Source organism: Constrictibacter sp. MBR-5, from assembly GCF_040549485.1.
Lineage (GTDB): Bacteria > Pseudomonadota > Alphaproteobacteria > JAJUGE01 > JAJUGE01 > Constrictibacter.
In genome coordinates this window covers 374,441-390,914 of the sequence record NZ_JBEPTK010000002.1, presented here as the reverse complement: position 1 = coordinate 390,914, position 16,474 = coordinate 374,441, and the positions used below count along the sequence as shown (strand labels likewise).

Here is a 16,474-nt window from a genome sequence, read left to right as displayed (position 1 = left end):
TCCCCGCGTGACATTGGCGGTGGCTTCCGGAGGCGGATGCCACCGGAGGGGCATCATATAACAATCGACCGCTGGCAAGACAACGTTCCCGCCCGCCCACCTGCCGGTCCGCGTCCGCCCACCGCTTGCGGGCGCCTACCGGGAGGGGCGATGATGCGCGCCAAGCGGGCCGAAGGCCCATCAGATCGAGAGGAAGCGAGAATGCAGCTCCAGTTCACGCCCGAGGAACAGGCGTTCCGCCAGGAAGTGCGAAGCTGGCTGCGCGAGAACCTGCCGACGCACATCCGCGAGCAGGTGGAGCGCGCCCCCTCCTACGTGTCGAAGTCCGACACGAAGCTCTGGAACAAGATGCTGGGGGAGAAGGGCTGGATCGCGCCGAACTGGCCGAAGGAGTATGGCGGCACCGGCTGGACGCCGACGCAGAAATACATCTACGACGAGGAGTATCAGGCGGCGCACTGCCCCCGCCTCTCCTCCTTCGGCCTGACCATGGTCGGCCCGGTGATCTACACCTTCGGCACGCCGGAGCAGAAGAAGCAGCACCTGCCGTCGATCCTTAGCGGCGACATCCTGTGGTGCCAGGGCTATTCCGAGCCCGGCTCCGGCTCCGACCTCGCCTCCCTGCGCACGCGCGCCGAGCGCCAGGGCGACGAGTATGTCGTCAATGGCCAGAAGATCTGGACCAGCCACGCGCACCACGCCGACTGGATCTTCGCCCTGGTCCGCACCAGCCAGGAGGCGAAGAAGCAGGAGGGCATCACCTTCCTGCTCATCGACATGAAGACGCCGGGCCTCGAGGTGCGGCCGATCATCTCGATCGACGGCCACCACTATCTGAACGAGGTGTTCTTCACCGACGTGCGCGTGCCGGTCTCCAACCGCATCGGCGAGGAAGGCAAGGGCTGGACCTATGCCAAGTTCCTGCTCGGCAAGGAGCGGACCGGCATCGCCGGCGTCGCCAAGTCCAAGTCCAAGCTGCAGCGGCTGAAGAACATCGCCCGCCAGGAGCGCTCCGGCGAGACGGCGCTGATCCAGGATCCCGACTTCAGCGCGAAGATGACCGAGTTGGAAATCCGCCTCACGGCGCTCGAATACTCCCAGCTCCGCCTGCTCTCCGAGGAGGAGGCCGGCCAGTCGACCGGCGCCAAGGCCTCGTTCCTGAAGATCCGCGGCACCGAGATCGAGCAGGCGCTGAACGAGATGATGGTCGATGCGATGGGCTGGTACGGCATGCCCTACGAGCTCGACACGTTGCGCGCCGATTCGAACGCCGAATCGGCGGTGCCGGACTACGGCGTCGGCCTGATGACCGAACACCTGCTGCGCCGCGCCGCCACCATCTACGGCGGCACCAACGAGGTGCAGCGCAACATCATCTCCAAGGCGGTGCTGGGTCTCTGAGCCGTGCCCTGACCGCAACCGAGGCGGCCGTGCGCTTACGGCCGCCTCGGTTCACTTTTGCGAAAGATGTAGGCTTCAGTCTTAAGGGCAGTGGACGCGGCACGGCGTTCGGAACAGCATCGGGGCCATGGCTCGCATCCTTCTCGCAGAAGACGACGACTCGCTCCGCGGCTTCCTGGCGCGCGCGCTCGGCCGCGCCGGGCACCAGGTCTGCGCCGTGGGCGACGGCGACGCCGCCCTCGCCGCGCTCGACGAGAACGAGTACGACCTGCTGGTCGCCGACATCGTGATGCCCGGCACCGACGGAATCGAGGTCGCCCGCCGCGCCGGCGCCGGCTCACCGGACCTGCGGATCATGCTCATAACCGGGTTCGCGGCCATGGTCGTGCGGGCGCAGAGCGCCGGCATCGGCCGCGCCAAGGTGATGGCGAAGCCCATGCACCTGCGCGAGCTTGTGGACAGGGTGGAAGAGGTTCTCGCCTGAGGCGGCGTTTTCGCAACACCGCCTCTTGATGCCTCGTCATCCAACTGCTACATCCCGGCCCGCAGTTCGACGACGCCTCGCGTCGCGGCGGCCACAGTGGGCGGTTAGCTCAGCGGTAGAGCACTGTGTTGACATCGCAGGGGTCACTGGTTCAATCCCAGTACCGCCCACCATCCTCCCTCCATCGATAGATCGCCGGCCCAGAAGTGTCGGCCGAAGCTTCCCGAGCCCCGGCTTGGGGCGGTCGGTAGCGCGCGACCGGAGGCACCACCACGCGAAAAAGCCCGGCGCAGGGCTCTGCACCGGGCTCCGGTTCGCGACGCGCCCGTATCTGCGCTACACCGCGAAGATGTAGGACGCCAGAAAGGCGACGACGACGAGCGCGATGCCCACGCCGAGCACGTAGCGGACCATGCCCTTGGTCCGGCCGCCACGCGCCTCTTCGGTGGAGCGGACGGGACCGTGGTCCTTCGGATAGGGGTCGTTCTGATCGGCCATGCGCCGCTCCTCAGTGCTTCGCCTCATAGCGGAAGCCGAGCTTCAGCACGACCTGATAGTGCGCCACCTTGCCGCCTTCGATGTGACCGCGGGTCTCGGAGACCTCGAACCACTCCAGGTTCTTCACCGTCTTCGCCGCCGTCGAGACGGCATTCTCGATCGCCTGGGACATACCGTCGGCCGAACTACCCACGACATGGGTAATTCCATACACATTGTCCGACACGTCGGCCTCCTTCTCATTCATCGGTTTCGCATACCCCAACACCGCACGCGCCGAGCGGTTCCTGCGAGGCGACTGATTTGCGAAACGACGCGACGGGTCGGAGCCCTGCCGCGGGAGGCGCGGCTCAGCCGTCGAGGGCGGCCAGTTCGCCGAGAGTGACCGGCTTGATCGGCGGACGGATGCGGTAGTAGCCGATCTGCGCGACGGGCAGGCTGCGGGCCGCCGCGATGGTCTCGGCGACGGTCAGGCCGCAGAGGCGGCCCTGGCAGGGGCCCATGCCGCAGCGGGTGAAGGCCTTCAGCTGGTTCGGGCCCGCGGCGCCGAGGGCGACCGCGGCGCGTATCTCGCCGGCCGTCACTTCCTCGCAGCGGCAGACGATGGTCGCATCGTCGGGCGGCGCCAGGATCTCGGCGGACGGCGGAAACAGGGCATCCAGCAGGGGCCGGATCGCGAGGTGCCGGCGGCGCAGGCCGCGCGGCGCGGCGGCACGCCGGTTGCGCTCGCGCTGCGACAGGCGGCCGAGCAGATGCGCCGCCTGCAGCGCGGCCAGCCGGCCCGTCGCCTCGGCGACGCGCGCACCGCCGATTCCGCCGGAATCCCCCGCGACAATGACGTTGGCAACCGAGCTGCCGCCCCATTCGTCGAGCACCGGCCGCCAGCAGCGCTGCGCCGGGTCCCAGATGTGGTCGGCACCGATCTGCCGCGTGATCTGCACGTGCGGCACAACGCCCTCGTGCAGCAGCACCACGTCCGCATCGACGGCGCCGCCGTCCCAGAGCACCCGCTCCGGCCGGTCGAGACCTTCGATGCGCAGCCCGGTCACGCCCGAGCGGATCGGCACGCCCGCAGCCTTCAGCCGCCGGCGCAGCGCCCGGCCCTTGGCGATGTAGCCGGGCGCCCGGCGCGCCCGGAACAGGTGGCGCGCGGCCCCCAGATAATCCGCGAACCGCGTGCGCTCGAGCACCGCCACCACCTCGGCACCCGCATCGACCAGCTGCACCGCCGCCAGCAGCAGGAGCGGCCCGGCACCGGCCAGCACCACCCGCCCCTCCGGCACCAGGCCGGCCGACTTCAGCAGCAGCTGCGCGGCACCTGCTCCCATCACGCCCGGCATGGTCCAGCCGGGGACCGGCACCGGGCGCTCCATCGCACCGGTCGCGACGATCACCCGCCGGGCGGCGAGCCGCTCGGCCGCGCCGTCCACGGTCACCGCGACTGCCACCTCGTCGGCCTCCGGCGTCACCTCGAACACGGACGCCGAGGGCAGATAGAGTGCGGCCGAGCGGCGCAGCTCGCGCGCCAGATGGGCACCGTGCGCATAGTCGTCGCCGAACAGCGCCACGTCGTCCGGCCGGCGCTCGCCGATGCTCTCGATGCTGCGATAGATCTGGCCGCCCGGCTCGGCCTGCTCGTCGATCAGCAGGGTCGACAGGCCGCACTCCGCGCCCGTCGCGGCGGCCGCCATCCCGGCCGGTCCGGCGCCGATCACGATCAGGTCGAGAAGACGGTTCATTGGCTGCGCCCTCGCTGCGCCCGCCTCACGGCGTGTACTCACGCCCGAGCTCCGGCTCGAAGGCACGCGCACCCCGCTGGCGCCGCACCGTCATTCCCTCGCGCACCTGGACGAGGCAGGCTTGGCGGTTCGGCTCGCCGTCGATCTCGACCAGGCAGTCGAAGCACACGCCCATCATGCACCAGGGCGCGCGCGGCCGCGCGCCGATCGGCGTCGTCCGGAACCAGGGCAGGCCGGCGGCGAACAGGGCCGCCGCGACGGTATCACCCTCCGCCACCATCACCGGCTCGTCCTCGATCACGATCGTGACCGAGTCGCGCGCCGCCCTATGCCGCCGCCTGAACATCGAACCTCGCCGCCCGGAACTGCTCGAACCCGTCCTCCACCCTGCCGTCGAGGATCCACTCCGGCAGGCGCCGGGCATGCACCGCGGCCAGGGTGACGCCGCTGTGCATCGTCGCGACGAAGGCGCCGGGACAGGTGGCGGACTCCTCGTAGATCGGGAACTTGTCCGGGGGCAGCACGCGCAACGCGCCCCAGGTGCGCACGATGCGCAGCCGCGCCAGTGCCGGGAAGATCCGCACGGCGCGCGCCGCCATGTCGCGGCCGACGTCGAGCGTCGTGCCGTCGTCGAAACCGACATCCTCGTTGGAGTTGCCGATCATCACCGAGCCCTCGACCGTCTGGCGCACGCTGGAGATCGGCATCGGCAGGAACCGCTGGACGCGCTCGGTCACCAGGACCTGTCCCCGCTCGGGCCGCGTCGGCACCGAGAGGCCGACCATCCCGGCGAGCCGCGGAATGCCGTGCCCCGCGGCGAGCACCACCTTGCCGGCCGAGACGTCGCCGCCGGCGGTGCGCAGGGTGAAGCCGCCCGGCCCCGGCTCGATCGACTCGACGCGATGCTCGCTCAGATAGCGCCCGCCGAAGCGCGCGAAGCCGGCATGCATGGCGCGCAGCAGCCGCAACGGCGTCGTGTGGCCGTCGTGCGGCGACCAGGAGCCGCCGGTCACCTCCCGCCCCAGGGTCACGTGCGGCAGTGCCGATTCGAGGTCGCGCCGGCTGACCATCTCGGCGTCGTAGCGGCCGGGCCCGGCCTGCTGGTGCAGGCTGCCGATGGTGCGGCTCTGCCGCTCGAACTCGGCGTCGCCGAGGCACAGCGTCAGGCCGCCGGGCTTCTCGTAGGCGATGTCGATGCCGCCGGTCTCCTGGAGTTCCGCCGCGAACTCCGGATAGAGGTCGGCCGACTGACGGGTCCAGTCGGCATAGCGCTGCATGCCGAGGCCCTTGGTCTGGACCCAGACCAAGCCGAAATTGCCCCGCGCCGCGCGGAAGGCGGAATCGCCCTCGTCCAGGATGATGACCGAGGCGCCACGCATGGCGAGCCCGTAGCCGATCGCCGCACCGACCATGCCGCCACCGATGACGACGATGTCCGCCGTTTGCATGTCGTCCGCCGCGTTGCCCAAAGGGTATGGGGAACGATGTGCCCGCGGCGCGCCCGTGTCAAACCGAAGAGCCGGGTACCGTGCCGGCCGTCACGCCAGATGCCGGGCGACCAGGAAGCCGACGAGCGCCGCCGTGCCGGTCAGCGCCGTCCCCCAGGCCATGTCGACCATCGCGACCGACACCGGCCAGCCCTTCAGCGTCGCCAGGTTGGTCATGTCGTAGGTGCCGTAGCAGAGCAGCCCGAGGAGCGCGCCGTAGCCGAGCGCGGTCAGCCAGCTGCCGGCCTGCAGCGCCGGCATGACGGCGAAGAAGACGATGCCGACGATATAGAAGACGTAAAATCCGGCGGCGGGCGCGTAGAGCGGCTGCTCGAGCAGCAGGTCGCCATAGCCGCGGCGATAGAAATCGCGGGCGACGAGGCCGAGCCACAGCATGTCGAGCCCGAAGAAGGTGACGGCGCTGGCGAGGTAGGCGGCGGCGTAGGCGATCATCGGCGGCATCCGGCATGACGTTGCATGGCCTCTGCTACGCCCGGCACGGCCGTGCAGATGACAGGCGACGCCCGCCGCACCCGCGCCACGGCACGATTCGTTATCGATCTTTAAACGCTTCGACGGCGAGGATTGCCGTGGATGGGGCGGGCGAGCGCCGCAATGGGATCATTTTCCCTGGCGGGCAAGGTCCGCACTATCATGTTACAGCGGATTGAAGTTCCACATTATCCGCCGCGTCTAGATTGCGGTGATTCCTACAATTTGTTACGCTGCGGCTTACTCAAACAGGGGTCGGGGGGCTAGATGGCATCCGGACGAGCGGCGCGACGCGAAGCGCACCAACTGCGCGTGGCTTGTGTGGGCATCGCCCTCGCCTGCGGCCTGTCGGCCTGTTCCTCGTCGCCGCGGCAGAGCGCCCAGGTGGGCAACGTGCCGTCGCTCGACGTCGCCGCCCGCGACTACCGGGTTCCGGGATCCTCCGACGATCCGTGGGGACCATATATCCAGGAAGCGTCGGAGCGTTTCAACGTTCCCGAACTCTGGATCCGCGAAGTGATGCGCCAGGAGTCCGGCGGGCGCCAGTTCATCAACGGCAAGCCGACCACCTCGCCCAAGGGCGCCGCTGGCCTGATGCAGGTCATGCCGGCGACCTATGCCGAGCTGCGCTACAAGTACGATCTCGGCGACGACCGCTACGATCCGCGCAACAACATCCTCGCCGGCACCGCCTACATCCGCGAGATGTACGACCTCTACGGCTATCCGGCCTTCCTCGCCGCCTACAATGCCGGTCCCGGCCGGCTAGAGCGGCATCTGTTCGACGGCACCCCCCTGCCGGCAGAGACGACGAACTATCTCGCGTCGGTGGCACCGCGCCTCGCCGGATCGGCGGAGGCCTGGGGCCCCCTCTCGAACTATGCGAGCCTGACGCCCGAGCGTTCCGCCGACGACCTGAACCGCAAGGCGCTGGCCGCCCTGCCCGGCGCCGCGGCGCCGCGGACGACGGTCGCGCGCGCCACGCCGGCCCGGGCGACGCCGGCGGCCGTCCAGGTCGCGAGCGCCGACCGTGCCTATACCGCACCGGCGCGTCGTTCAGGCGGATCGGCCGGCGGATCGGGCAGTGCCACGACCGCGGACCTCAACCGCCGCTCCGCCGCCGGCGATACGCCGCAGCGCGCGCCGGTCGTGCTGGCGTCCGCGGCCCCGGCCCCGTCGACCCCGGCCCCCGCGCCGCGTCCGGCCCCCGCACCCGCACCCGCACCGATCGTGACGGCCGCCCCGGCGCCCGCTCCCGCGCCAGTCCGCACGCCGCCCGCAACGCCGGCGCCGACCCTGGTCGCCTCGGCGCCGGCCGAGAGCCCGCGCGCGGCGGCGAAGGGCACGATCGTCACGGCCAGCTTCCTGCCCACCGGCGCGCCGGCCACGCCCGTCTCGGCCCGTTCCGTCACCGCGATGTCGGCGACGCAGCTCTCCGCCGCACTCGCCGCGCCGGCGGCACCGACGCGGACGGCCAGCGCCGCACCGTCGAACGGCGGTCCCGGCATTCAGGTCGGTGCCTTCTCCAGCCCGGCCCTGGCCGAGGCGGCCGCCGAGACGGCGCGCGGCAAGGCCGGCGCGCTGCTGAGCGCCGGCCGCCCGGTGGTCAGCCCGGTCACCCGCGGCGACGGCTCCGTTCTCTACCGTGCATGGCTCGTCGGCCTCTCCGCCGATCATGCCGGTGCGGCCTGCGACACCCTCTCCCGTCAGGGCGTCGCCTGCATGGTGCTGTCCGGCGACCGGATGGCCTGAGCCGGCCCCCCGCGAGGCATCGACGGCCGGCGATCCGCTGCCGACTGTTTTCCGACGGCCCACCAGGGCGGCGGTGACAGCGGATCGGCCGGTCGTTCATTGCCTGCGACCGCGGCGCCGGTCGGGCCAGCGGTCCGACGTCTTCCTTCTCGGGAACCTTTTGCTTCGGCGTTTCTTACTGGGGCACCTGCTTCGCACGCCAATCCAGGCAAGACCCGCTGAAGAGGATCCTCGGGATCCCGAAGGAACGCTGATGCGACTGCTAACCACGACCGCCGCCCTCGCCACCATTCTCCTGGCCGCCCCGGCCATTGCGGCCTCCGGCACGACGACCGGCAGCGGGCCCACCGCGACCCCGTCCACCGCCGGCACACCGCCGACCGGTGCGGATGCGATGCGCACCGGCTCGGCCGCAACCGAAGGCAGCGCCACCGGCGGCGGCAGCGCCGAAGCCAAGCCCGATGGGAAGGGCACCTCGCCGATGCCGCGCGGTGTGACGACCCCAAGCACCGGCGCCGCGCCGGCACGGACCGGCTCGGCCGCGACCGGAGGCAGTGCCACCGGCGGCGGCAGCGCGGCGGCCCGGCCCAGCCCCGAGGGGACCTCGCCGATGCCGCGTAGCGTCACGACCCCGACGACCGGCGCTTCGCCGGCACGCACCGGTTCCGCTGCCACGGAAGGCAGTGCCACCGGCGGCGGCAGCGCCGAAGGCACGCCGAAGCGCTGACGCCACGCCGTCGTCCGCGACGGCCATAGACTGACGCGCGAACGCCCCGCCGGGCCCTCCGGCGGGGCGTTTTCGTGCGCGGACCGTCAGGAGACGCGCCGCCAGAAGCCGCTCTTCCGGCCGTGCGCCATCCGCAGGCCGGCCACATACGCGTCGTGCGCCTCGATCCCGCCGGCATCGTCGATTCGCCCCGCCAGGACGGCGCAGGCCTGGAGGTCGCGCGCCGCATGGCGATAGCGGCTCGACCGGCCGTGGCCGAGCGTGAAATCTATCATCGCGCGCCGCAGGATCGTCGCCGCCAGCGGATGGTCCGCTTCCAGGACCTCGGCGGCCGGCGTCAGGATCTGGTAGTGGTCGCCGTCGATCTCGCCGGCGCGGGCCGTCACCAGGCGCGCCGCCTTGTCCGGCGCCGGCCACTCCAGGAAGAAGGCCAGCGCCTGATGCACCGCCGGAAACCCCAGCGCATAGGCCATCGCCCGCTCCTCGGCCTCCATGTCGTCGAAATCCGGCAGCCGCTTCAGGAAGGCGCGCAGGTGCGCGGGCTCCAGGCTCCGCTCGAAGCAGGACCAGCGGAACGCCTGCGCCGCCTCGCGGCGGCCGAGCGCCTCCAGCGTGTCCGCGCGCGCCTGCTCCCATTCCAGCGGGATCCAGCCGCGCGCCTCCGTATCGACGGCATCGAGCGCCTGCAGGGCCTCCGCCGCACGGCCCGCCGCGAGCAGGCGGCGGGCGATCTCCACGGCGACGCCCGGCGCGGTCCGCGCCTTCCCGCTCTGCTGGGCGATGAAGGCGTCGACGTCGCCCTGCAGGTCGGCGATGGCTTGCAGGGCGAGCCTCACGGCGCTCGCCCGGGCGGATCTCTCGACGTCGTCCGCATAGATCGGCCCCGCCGTGCTCCAGCCGAAGATCACACGCTCCTTCTGCGGCGGCTTCGGCGGCGGCGTCTTCGCCAGGTCCAGAAGCAGCGCCTTCAGATGCTCCAGGCCGTCCGCCCCGAGCACCGGCGCCAGCGCCACGATCAGCCCGTCATACTGGCCGTCGCCGTTGTCGCAGAGGGCGCGGCAGGCGCGCTCCGCCAATGCCATGGGATCGGCCTTCGCCGCCGCGGCGAGGCTCGCAAGGTCGGCCACGGCCGCCTCGAACACCGCCATGACCGTCCCCGTGCGGTCCTCGCAGCGCGCGAAAACCGGGGCGCCCAATTCCAGGAAGCGCCACATCAGGTCGAGCGCCTCGACGGGATCGGTGCCGGCCACCTGCTCCGCGACGGCGCGGCGCAGGCCGTCCAGGTCGTCGACCAGCGCCTTGCGGCTGCGCCATCCCACCCGGCTGCGCGCATTGGCGACCGCGGTCAGGCGCTTGCGGATCTCGCGCGACACATCGCCCGGCGCCTGCAGCCCGACCAGCGCCATCCGCAGCTTCCGCTTCGCCGCCGCATCGCCGGCACTGACCTCCATCAGCAACGCCGCCAACCGCTCCGCGCCGAGGGCTTCCAGGTTCTTCGCGTTGAGGGTGGTTTTGGGCGGCATCCGCGCTCCCGTCGGCTCAGGGGCGCATGGTGGGGGAGCGGACCGGCCTTGTCATCTCCGGTGCCCGGCGCTGCGCCCACCCTTTAGTGTCGCCCGCGGGCTCGACCCGCGGGTCCAGGGCCGCCTTCAGCCGGCGGCGATCCGAGGGAAGAGGTCCGCCCAGTTCGGATTCGATCTCTCGATGAGGTCGGTCTTCCACCGCCGCGGCCAGTGCTTGATCGTCTTCTCCCGCTGGATCGCCGCCTCGATCCAGCCGTGCATCTCGTACCACACCAGCAGCTTGACGCCGTATCGACTGGTGAAACCGTCACCGTGGCCCTCGCGGTGCTCCCAGGCACGCCGGACCAGATTGTTCGTGACGCCGACATACAGCGTGCCGTTGCGCCGGCTCGCCATGATGTAGACGAAGTAACTATTCATGCGCAGATGATGCCACACGGCAGCGGCCGCGCAGAAGGCTAATGTCTACCCCTCTCCGCCAACTGAGCGGCCCCGGCCCCCGCCCTGGATTGCCGGGTCGAGCCCGGCAACGACACTGTAAGGAAGTGTTGCCGCCCCCCGACTGTCGCCCGCGGGCTTGACCCGCGGGTCCAGTGCCACCGCTCAGGCACCGCCTCGGCAGCCTTCCTGCACCACCGTCCTCCGATCTCAGGGGTCCTGCGGACAATACGGTGCGGGCAGCGACCGCCTCGGCCGTCACGAGGGCGCTCGGCGCCCGCCCTGGATTGCCGGGTCGAGCCCGGCAACGACACTCCTACTTCACCTCACACGGTCAGGTCAGGGTCGCCCGCGGGCTCGACCCGCGCGCCCACAGGGCGGCCGCCCTCAGCTGCACCCAGTCGTGCTGCCGCAGGTGTCGCACTTCAGACAGGTGCCGTTGCGCACCAGGGTGAAGTTGCCGCACTCGCCGCACGCGTCGCCCTGGTAGCCCTTCAGGCGGGCGTTGCGGATCAGGTCGGCCTTGTCGTCCTGGACGACCGTGGCGCCGACGGCCACCGTCTCGGTCATCAGGGCGGTGGTGCCGGCGGTGCGCAGCAGGGTCTCGGTCGTGTGCACCGACTGGGCCGTCGCCGCGGTCTTGCCCCCGTGCCCCTGGCCGTGGCTGTGGCCGCTGCCGCCGTTCTTGCCGCCCTTCACGACGTAGAGATTGTCGCGCAGGAAGCCGGCCGAGGCGACGCGGCGGATGCCGGCCTCGCGCGCCGGATCGGGCCGGTCCTCCCATTCACCCAGGTCGCCTTCCTGCTCGCCGCGGCCCACCGTGTCGGGCATCAGGTCGGCCGGCTCGGCGTGGCTGAGGTCGGCGCGGCCCAGATAGGACACGGCCAGTTCGCGGAAGACGTAGTCGATGATCGACGTCGCCATCTTGATGGCGTCGTTGCCCTGCACCGGTCCCGACGGCTCGAAGCGGGTGAAGGTGAAGGCCTCGACGAACTCCTCCAGCGGCACGCCGTACTGCAGGCCGATCGAGACGGCGATGGCGAAGTTGTTCATGAGGCTGCGGAAGGCCGCACCCTCCTTGTGCATGTCGACGAAGATCTCGCCGATCGTACCGTCCTCGTACTCGCCGGTGCGCAGGTACACCTTGTGGCCGCCGACGACGGCCTTCTGGGTATAGCCCTTGCGCCGGTGCGGCAGGCGCCGGCGGTCGTGCATCCAGCGCTCGACGATCTTCTCCACCACCATCGGCGTCGCCGCGGCGGCGGGCTTGGTCGCGATCTCCTCGGCCACGTCCTCGACATCGTCGATCAGGGCGGAGGCCAGCGGCTGCGACAGCTTCGAGCCGTCGCGGTAGAGGGCGTTCGCCTTGATGCCCAGGCGCCAGGACTGCATGTAGGCCGTCGCGCAATCCTCGACCGTCGCCGCATTCGGCATGTTGATGGTCTTGGAGATGGCGCCGGAGATGAACGGCTGGGCCGCCGCCATCATGCGGATGTGGCTCTCCGCCGAAAGGTAGCGCGTGCCGATGCGGCCGCACGGGTTGGCGCAGTCGAAGACCGGCAGGTGCTCCGCCTTCAGGTGCGGCGCGCCCTCCAGGGTCATGGCGCCGCAGCAATAGGTGTTGGCGGCCTCGATCTCCTGCTTCGTGAAGCCGATGGCGGCCAGCAGGTCGAACGACAGGTCGTCGAGCTGCGCCTTCGAGAGCTTCAGGACCTTGGTGCAGAATTCCTCGCCCAGCGTCCACTTGTTGAAGACGAACTTGATGTCGAAGGCGGCGAGCAGCGCCTGCTCGACCTTCTCGATCTCGGCCTTGCCGAAGCCGGCGGCGGCGAGGCGGCTGTGGTTCACGCCCGGTGCCTCGAACAGCGTGGCGTGGCCGACGGCGTAGCGGACGATCTCCTCGATCTGGTCCGGCGCATAGCCGAGCGCCGTGAGCGCCTCCGGCACCAGGCGGTTGACGATCTTGAAGTAGCCGCCGCCGGCGAGCTTCTTGAACTTCACCAGGGCGAAGTCCGGCTCGATGCCGGTGGTGTCGCAGTCCATGACCAGGCCGATCGTGCCGGTCGGCGCGATGACGCTGGCCTGGGCGTTGCGATAGCCGTGGCTCTGGCCCTGCGCCAACGCCTCGTCCCACGCCGCGGCCGCCGCGTCGGCGAGGCCGGGGAACGGCACGTCGGCCGGGTCGAGCGGCACCGGCAGGATCGACAGGCCCTCATAGCCGCTGCGCTTGGCATGCGCGGCGCGGCGATGGTTGCGGATGACGCGCAGCATGTGCTCGCGGTTCTCGGCATAGCCGGGGAACGGCCCCAGTTCCTTCGCCATCTCGGCCGAGGTCGCATAGGCGACGCCGGTCATCAGCGCGGTAATGGCGGCACAGGCGCCCCTGCCCTCGTCGCTGTCGTAGGGCAGGCCGGCCGCCATCAGCAGGCCGCCGATGTTGGCGTAGCCCAGGCCGAGGGTGCGGAAGCGGTAGGACAGTTCCGCGATCTCCTTCGACGGGAACTGCGCCATCATCACGGAGATCTCGAGCACCACCGTCCACAGGCGGACGGCGTGGCTGTAGGCCTCGGTGTCGAAGCCCTGGCCGTCGGGCCCGCGGAAGGTCAGCAGGTTCATCGACGCCAGATTGCAGGCCGTATCGTCGAGGAACATGTATTCCGAGCACGGATTCGACGCGTTGATCCGCCCCGAGGCCGGGCAGGTGTGCCACTCGTTGATGGTGGTGTCGAACTGCAGGCCGGGGTCGGCGCAGGCCCAGGCGGCGTAGCTGATCTTGTCCATCAGCTCCTTGGCGCGCAGGGTCTTCGCCACCTTGCCGTTCTTGCGCCACGTCAGCGGCCACTCGTCGTCGCGCAGCACGCGGTCGAGGAAGTCGTTGGTCAGCCGCACCGAATTGTTGGAGTTCTGGCCCGAGACGGTCAGATAGGCCTCGGAATCCCAGTCGGTGTCGTAGGCGTCGAAGGTCATCTCGGTGTAGCCCTGGCGCGCGAACTGGATGACGCGCTGGACGAAATTCGCCGGGACGGACGCCTTCTGCGCCGCGCGCACCGCCTCCTTCAGGACGGGATTCGCCTTCGGGTCGAACCGGTCGTCGCCGGCCGGCGCTTCAGCGGCGCTGCAGGCCGCCATGATCGCGGCGAGGTGCTTGCGAATCGTCTTGGAGCCGGTGACGAGGGCGGCGACCTTCTGCTCCTCCTTCACCTTCCAGTCGATGTAGGCCTCGATGTCCGGATGGTCGACGTCCACCGTCACCATCTTGGCGGCGCGCCGGGTCGTGCCGCCCGACTTGATGGCGCCCGCCGCGCGGTCGCCGATCTTCAGGAAGCTCATCAGGCCGGACGACTTGCCGCCGCCCGACAGGCGCTCGCCCTCGCCGCGCAGCTTGGAGAAGTTGGAGCCGGTGCCGGAGCCGTACTTGAACAGCCGCGCCTCGCGGACCCACAGGTCCATGATGCCGCCGTCGTTCACCAGGTCGTCGGCGACGGACTGGATGAAGCAGGCGTGCGGCTGCGGGTGCTCGTAGGCGCTGGCCGACTTGGTCAGCTCGCCGGTCCTGTAGTCGACGTAGTAGTGGCCCTGGCTCGGGCCGTCGATGCCGTAGGCCCAGTGCAGGCCGGTGTTGAACCATTGCGGCGAGTTGGGTGCCGCCATCTGCGCGGCCAGCATGTAGCGGTGCTCGTCGAAGAAGGCGCGCGCGTCCGACTCGGCGTCGAAATAGCCGCCCTTCCAGCCCCAATAGGTCCAGGTGCCGGCCAGCCGGTCGAACACCTGCTTGGCGCTCGTCTCGCCGACCTCGCGGTCCGATTCGGGCAGACGGGCCAGCGCCGCCTCGTCCGGCACATGGCGCTGCAGCCACTTCGGCACGCCCTTCTCGGCGGCGCGCTTCAGCTTCGCCGGCAGGCCGGCCTTGCGGAAATACTTCTGGGCCAGCACGTCGCAGGCGACCTGGCTCCACGAGGCCGGCACCTCGATCGCCTCGGCCTTGAACACCGTCGAACCGTCCGGGTTGCGGATCTCGCTGGCTGCGGTGCGGAACGCGATGCCTTCATAGGCGTCCTGTCCCTCACGCGTGAAGCGGCGGTCGATCCGCATGCCGTGGCTCCTGTCTCTGTATCTCGGTGAATCTAGATCTGGTGGGGCGGCCCCAGGCCGTCTCCAGATGTGCGAATGGTGCTCCCATTCGCCGGGTCGATCAAGCCTTGCGTTACCAGATTTTGTGTTTTCCGGATCACCGTCCCGCCAGGGCTAGCGTCGCCCGTAGCGTGGATAAGGATGCACGGATGCAGCGAATCCGCCGCCCGCGGCGGTGGATAAGCCGGGGACAGGCCTGTGCGTCGCCCCCGCATACGTCCTCCGCGCCAGGGTCCGCACCCCCAGCGCGGGGTGCGACGGCGAGCAGGCTGGACGCGGCGGGAGGGGTTTGCGATAGTCCGGCCCGCTTTTCGCGAAGGCATGAAGGCACCAGTCGATGGCATCGATCGGCACCCGGCTGCTCACCTGGTGGAAGGGTGAGCATGTCGGCACGGACGAATTCGGCAACCGCTACTATACGGAGCGGGGCAAGCAGTATCGCAGCTGGCGCCGACGCCGCTGGGTCGTCTACGACGGCGAGGTCGAGGCGTCGCGCGTGCCGGCCGAATGGCACGCCTGGCTGCACTACACCAGCGACGAGGTGCCGAAGGCGGACCGTCCGCGCCGGCCGTGGCAGAAGCCGCATCAGGCGAACATGACGGGTACCGCCCTCGCCTATCGCCCCGCCGGCCACGAATACAGCGGCGGCAAGCGGGCCCGCGCGACCGGCGACTACGAACCCTGGACGCCCGGCTGACCGCCGTTTCGCCCATGCTGCCCGACGACCTGACACCGGTGCCCCCAAGGAAGTGACATGCGCCGCAACATCTTCGAGACGGTGATCGGCGCGCTCGTTCTCGTCGTCGCCGCCTGGTTCCTCTATTTCTCCTATACGCGCTCCGGCGTGCGCGACATCGGCGGCTATACGGTAACGGCGCAGTTCGACCGAATCGACGGCATCGAGCTGGGGACCGACGTGCGCATGTCGGGCATCAAGATCGGCACCGTCACCGGCCAGGATCTCGATCCGGCCACCTACCTCGCCGTAGTCACCATGGAGGTCGACCCGCGCATCAAGCTGCCCGAGGACAGCTCGGCCGAAATCGCCAGCGCCGGCCTGCTCGGCAGCCGCTACATCGCCCTGGTGCCGGGCGGCTCGGACCGCATGCTCGACGCCGGCGGACGCATCCGCTTCACCCAGTCGGCCGTGAGCCTCGAGCAGCTGATCGGCAAGTTCATGTTCAGCAGCGACGACAAGAACGGCCAGGGCGGCGGCGCATCGAAGCCGAACTGACGGGCCGCCGCCGCCACCCATCTTCCGGGCTTCGGCGCTGCCGCCTCAGCTCATGCAGAAGACGTTGAGCTTGTTGCCGTCCGGATCGCGGAAATAGCCGGCATAGAAGCCGCCGTCGCCGCGCGGCCCGGCAGCGCCCTCGTCCGTCGCCCCCAGTTCGAGAGCCTTCTTGTAAACCCGGTCGACCATCGCCGGGCTGTCCGCCTGGAAGGCCGCCATGACGCCGTTGCCGACGGTCGCCGGCTTGCCGTCGAACGGCTTGGTCAGGCCGATCCCGCAGCCGCCGTCGGCCTTGCCCCAGGCGATGAACTGCTCGGTCTCCATGAACCGCCCCACCCCGAACTCGGCGCACAACGCATCGTAGAACGCCGCCGCCCGCGGCAGGTCGTTCGTGCCCAGCGTGACGTAACCGATCATGATGTTCTCCTTATGTTCCACACCCGACGAACGATACCCTATCGCCCGCCGGTGACAAGCGGATTTCACCGGGCGGATTCCGCCGGGCGGATTTCGCCGGGCGGATTGCGGCGAACGCATCGCCTCGCAGAAAGCCGCCGCCCGTAGCGAA

General features: G+C 70.2%; 16 protein-coding genes and 1 tRNA gene. 7 read left to right on the top strand and 10 right to left on the bottom strand.

Annotated features, from left to right (window positions below; genetic code table 11):
• The first annotated feature begins 201 nt into the window (after positions 1 to 201).
• The 3 genes from ABIE65_RS05850 (at position 202) to ABIE65_RS05840 (ending at position 2,058) form a co-directional block, all read left to right on the top strand.
• The gene (locus tag ABIE65_RS05850; RefSeq protein ID WP_354076249.1) at positions 202 to 1,401 is read left to right on the top strand and encodes an acyl-CoA dehydrogenase family protein; all 1,200 of its coding nucleotides are present in this window, start codon (positions 202 to 204) and stop codon (positions 1,399 to 1,401) included.
• A 127-nt stretch (positions 1,402 to 1,528) separates the two neighbouring features.
• Positions 1,529 to 1,885, top strand: coding sequence for a response regulator transcription factor (locus ABIE65_RS05845; RefSeq protein WP_354076247.1), 357 nt, complete (start codon positions 1,529 to 1,531; stop codon positions 1,883 to 1,885).
• A gap of 98 nt (positions 1,886 to 1,983) precedes the next feature.
• Positions 1,984 to 2,058 (top strand) — tRNA-Val (locus ABIE65_RS05840).
• 163 nt (positions 2,059 to 2,221) lie between these two features.
• Here the strand turns inward: ABIE65_RS05840 and ABIE65_RS05835 are convergent.
• From ABIE65_RS05835 to ABIE65_RS05810, 6 genes are all read right to left on the bottom strand, one after another.
• A complete protein-coding gene (locus ABIE65_RS05835) occupies positions 2,222 to 2,383 on the bottom strand; it encodes a hypothetical protein (RefSeq protein WP_354076245.1) in 162 nt (53 codons plus the stop codon).
• 10 nt (positions 2,384 to 2,393) lie between these two features.
• Entirely contained in the window at positions 2,394 to 2,609 is a 216-nt protein-coding gene (locus ABIE65_RS05830) for a dodecin (RefSeq protein ID WP_354076243.1), read from the bottom strand.
• A 124-nt stretch (positions 2,610 to 2,733) separates the two neighbouring features.
• On the bottom strand, positions 2,734 to 4,122 hold the full coding sequence (locus ABIE65_RS05825; protein ID WP_354076241.1) for an FAD-dependent oxidoreductase: 1,389 nt from the start codon (positions 4,120 to 4,122) through the stop codon (positions 2,734 to 2,736).
• Positions 4,123 to 4,147: 25 nt separating this feature from the next.
• Positions 4,148 to 4,468 (bottom strand): (2Fe-2S)-binding protein, encoded by a 321-nt coding sequence (locus tag ABIE65_RS05820; protein ID WP_354076239.1) that lies wholly within the window; start codon positions 4,466 to 4,468, stop codon positions 4,148 to 4,150.
• Positions 4,449 to 5,570 carry an NAD(P)/FAD-dependent oxidoreductase gene (locus ABIE65_RS05815; RefSeq protein WP_354076237.1) on the bottom strand — a complete coding sequence of 374 codons (1,122 nt, stop codon included), beginning with the start codon at positions 5,568 to 5,570 and terminating at the stop codon, positions 4,449 to 4,451. Before ABIE65_RS05815 ends, ABIE65_RS05820 begins: the two co-directional genes overlap by 20 nt.
• A 90-nt stretch (positions 5,571 to 5,660) precedes the next feature.
• On the bottom strand, positions 5,661 to 6,062 hold the full coding sequence (locus ABIE65_RS05810) for a DUF2177 family protein (RefSeq protein ID WP_354076235.1): 402 nt from the start codon (positions 6,060 to 6,062) through the stop codon (positions 5,661 to 5,663).
• A 306-nt stretch (positions 6,063 to 6,368) separates the two neighbouring features.
• Between ABIE65_RS05810 and ABIE65_RS05805 the strand changes: the two genes are divergently transcribed.
• Together ABIE65_RS05805 and ABIE65_RS05800 are read left to right on the top strand one after the other, a co-directional pair.
• Positions 6,369 to 7,853: a lytic transglycosylase domain-containing protein gene (locus tag ABIE65_RS05805; RefSeq protein ID WP_354076234.1), complete on the top strand. Its 1,485-nt coding sequence runs from the start codon at positions 6,369 to 6,371 to the stop codon at positions 7,851 to 7,853.
• A gap of 253 nt (positions 7,854 to 8,106) precedes the next feature.
• Positions 8,107 to 8,580 carry a hypothetical protein gene (locus tag ABIE65_RS05800; RefSeq protein ID WP_354076232.1) on the top strand — a complete coding sequence of 158 codons (474 nt, stop codon included), beginning with the start codon at positions 8,107 to 8,109 and terminating at the stop codon, positions 8,578 to 8,580.
• A gap of 86 nt (positions 8,581 to 8,666) precedes the next feature.
• On the opposite strand, the gene ABIE65_RS05795 is transcribed toward ABIE65_RS05800, so the two are convergent.
• The 3 genes from ABIE65_RS05795 to ABIE65_RS05785 all read right to left on the bottom strand — a co-directional run bounded on the left by ABIE65_RS05795 (position 8,667) and on the right by ABIE65_RS05785 (position 14,633).
• A complete protein-coding gene (locus ABIE65_RS05795; protein ID WP_354076231.1) occupies positions 8,667 to 10,103 on the bottom strand; it encodes a DUF6880 family protein in 1,437 nt (478 codons plus the stop codon).
• 126 nt (positions 10,104 to 10,229) lie between these two features.
• Entirely contained in the window at positions 10,230 to 10,523 is a 294-nt protein-coding gene (locus ABIE65_RS05790) for a GIY-YIG nuclease family protein (protein ID WP_354076229.1), read from the bottom strand.
• 405 nt (positions 10,524 to 10,928) lie between these two features.
• On the bottom strand, positions 10,929 to 14,633 hold the full coding sequence (locus ABIE65_RS05785) for a vitamin B12-dependent ribonucleotide reductase (RefSeq protein ID WP_354076227.1): 3,705 nt from the start codon (positions 14,631 to 14,633) through the stop codon (positions 10,929 to 10,931).
• Positions 14,634 to 15,009: 376 nt separating this feature from the next.
• Here ABIE65_RS05785 and ABIE65_RS05780 point away from each other — a divergent pair, with 376 nt between their 5' ends.
• Positions 15,010 to 15,369, top strand: coding sequence for an NADH:ubiquinone oxidoreductase subunit NDUFA12 (locus tag ABIE65_RS05780; RefSeq protein ID WP_354076225.1), 360 nt, complete (start codon positions 15,010 to 15,012; stop codon positions 15,367 to 15,369).
• A gap of 57 nt (positions 15,370 to 15,426) precedes the next feature.
• Positions 15,427 to 15,906: an outer membrane lipid asymmetry maintenance protein MlaD gene (mlaD, locus tag ABIE65_RS05775; RefSeq protein ID WP_354076223.1), complete on the top strand. Its 480-nt coding sequence runs from the start codon at positions 15,427 to 15,429 to the stop codon at positions 15,904 to 15,906.
• 45 nt (positions 15,907 to 15,951) lie between these two features.
• On the opposite strand, the gene ABIE65_RS05770 is transcribed toward mlaD, so the two are convergent.
• Positions 15,952 to 16,323: a VOC family protein gene (locus tag ABIE65_RS05770; RefSeq protein WP_354076221.1), complete on the bottom strand. Its 372-nt coding sequence runs from the start codon at positions 16,321 to 16,323 to the stop codon at positions 15,952 to 15,954.
• Positions 16,324 to 16,474 lie beyond the last annotated feature (151 nt).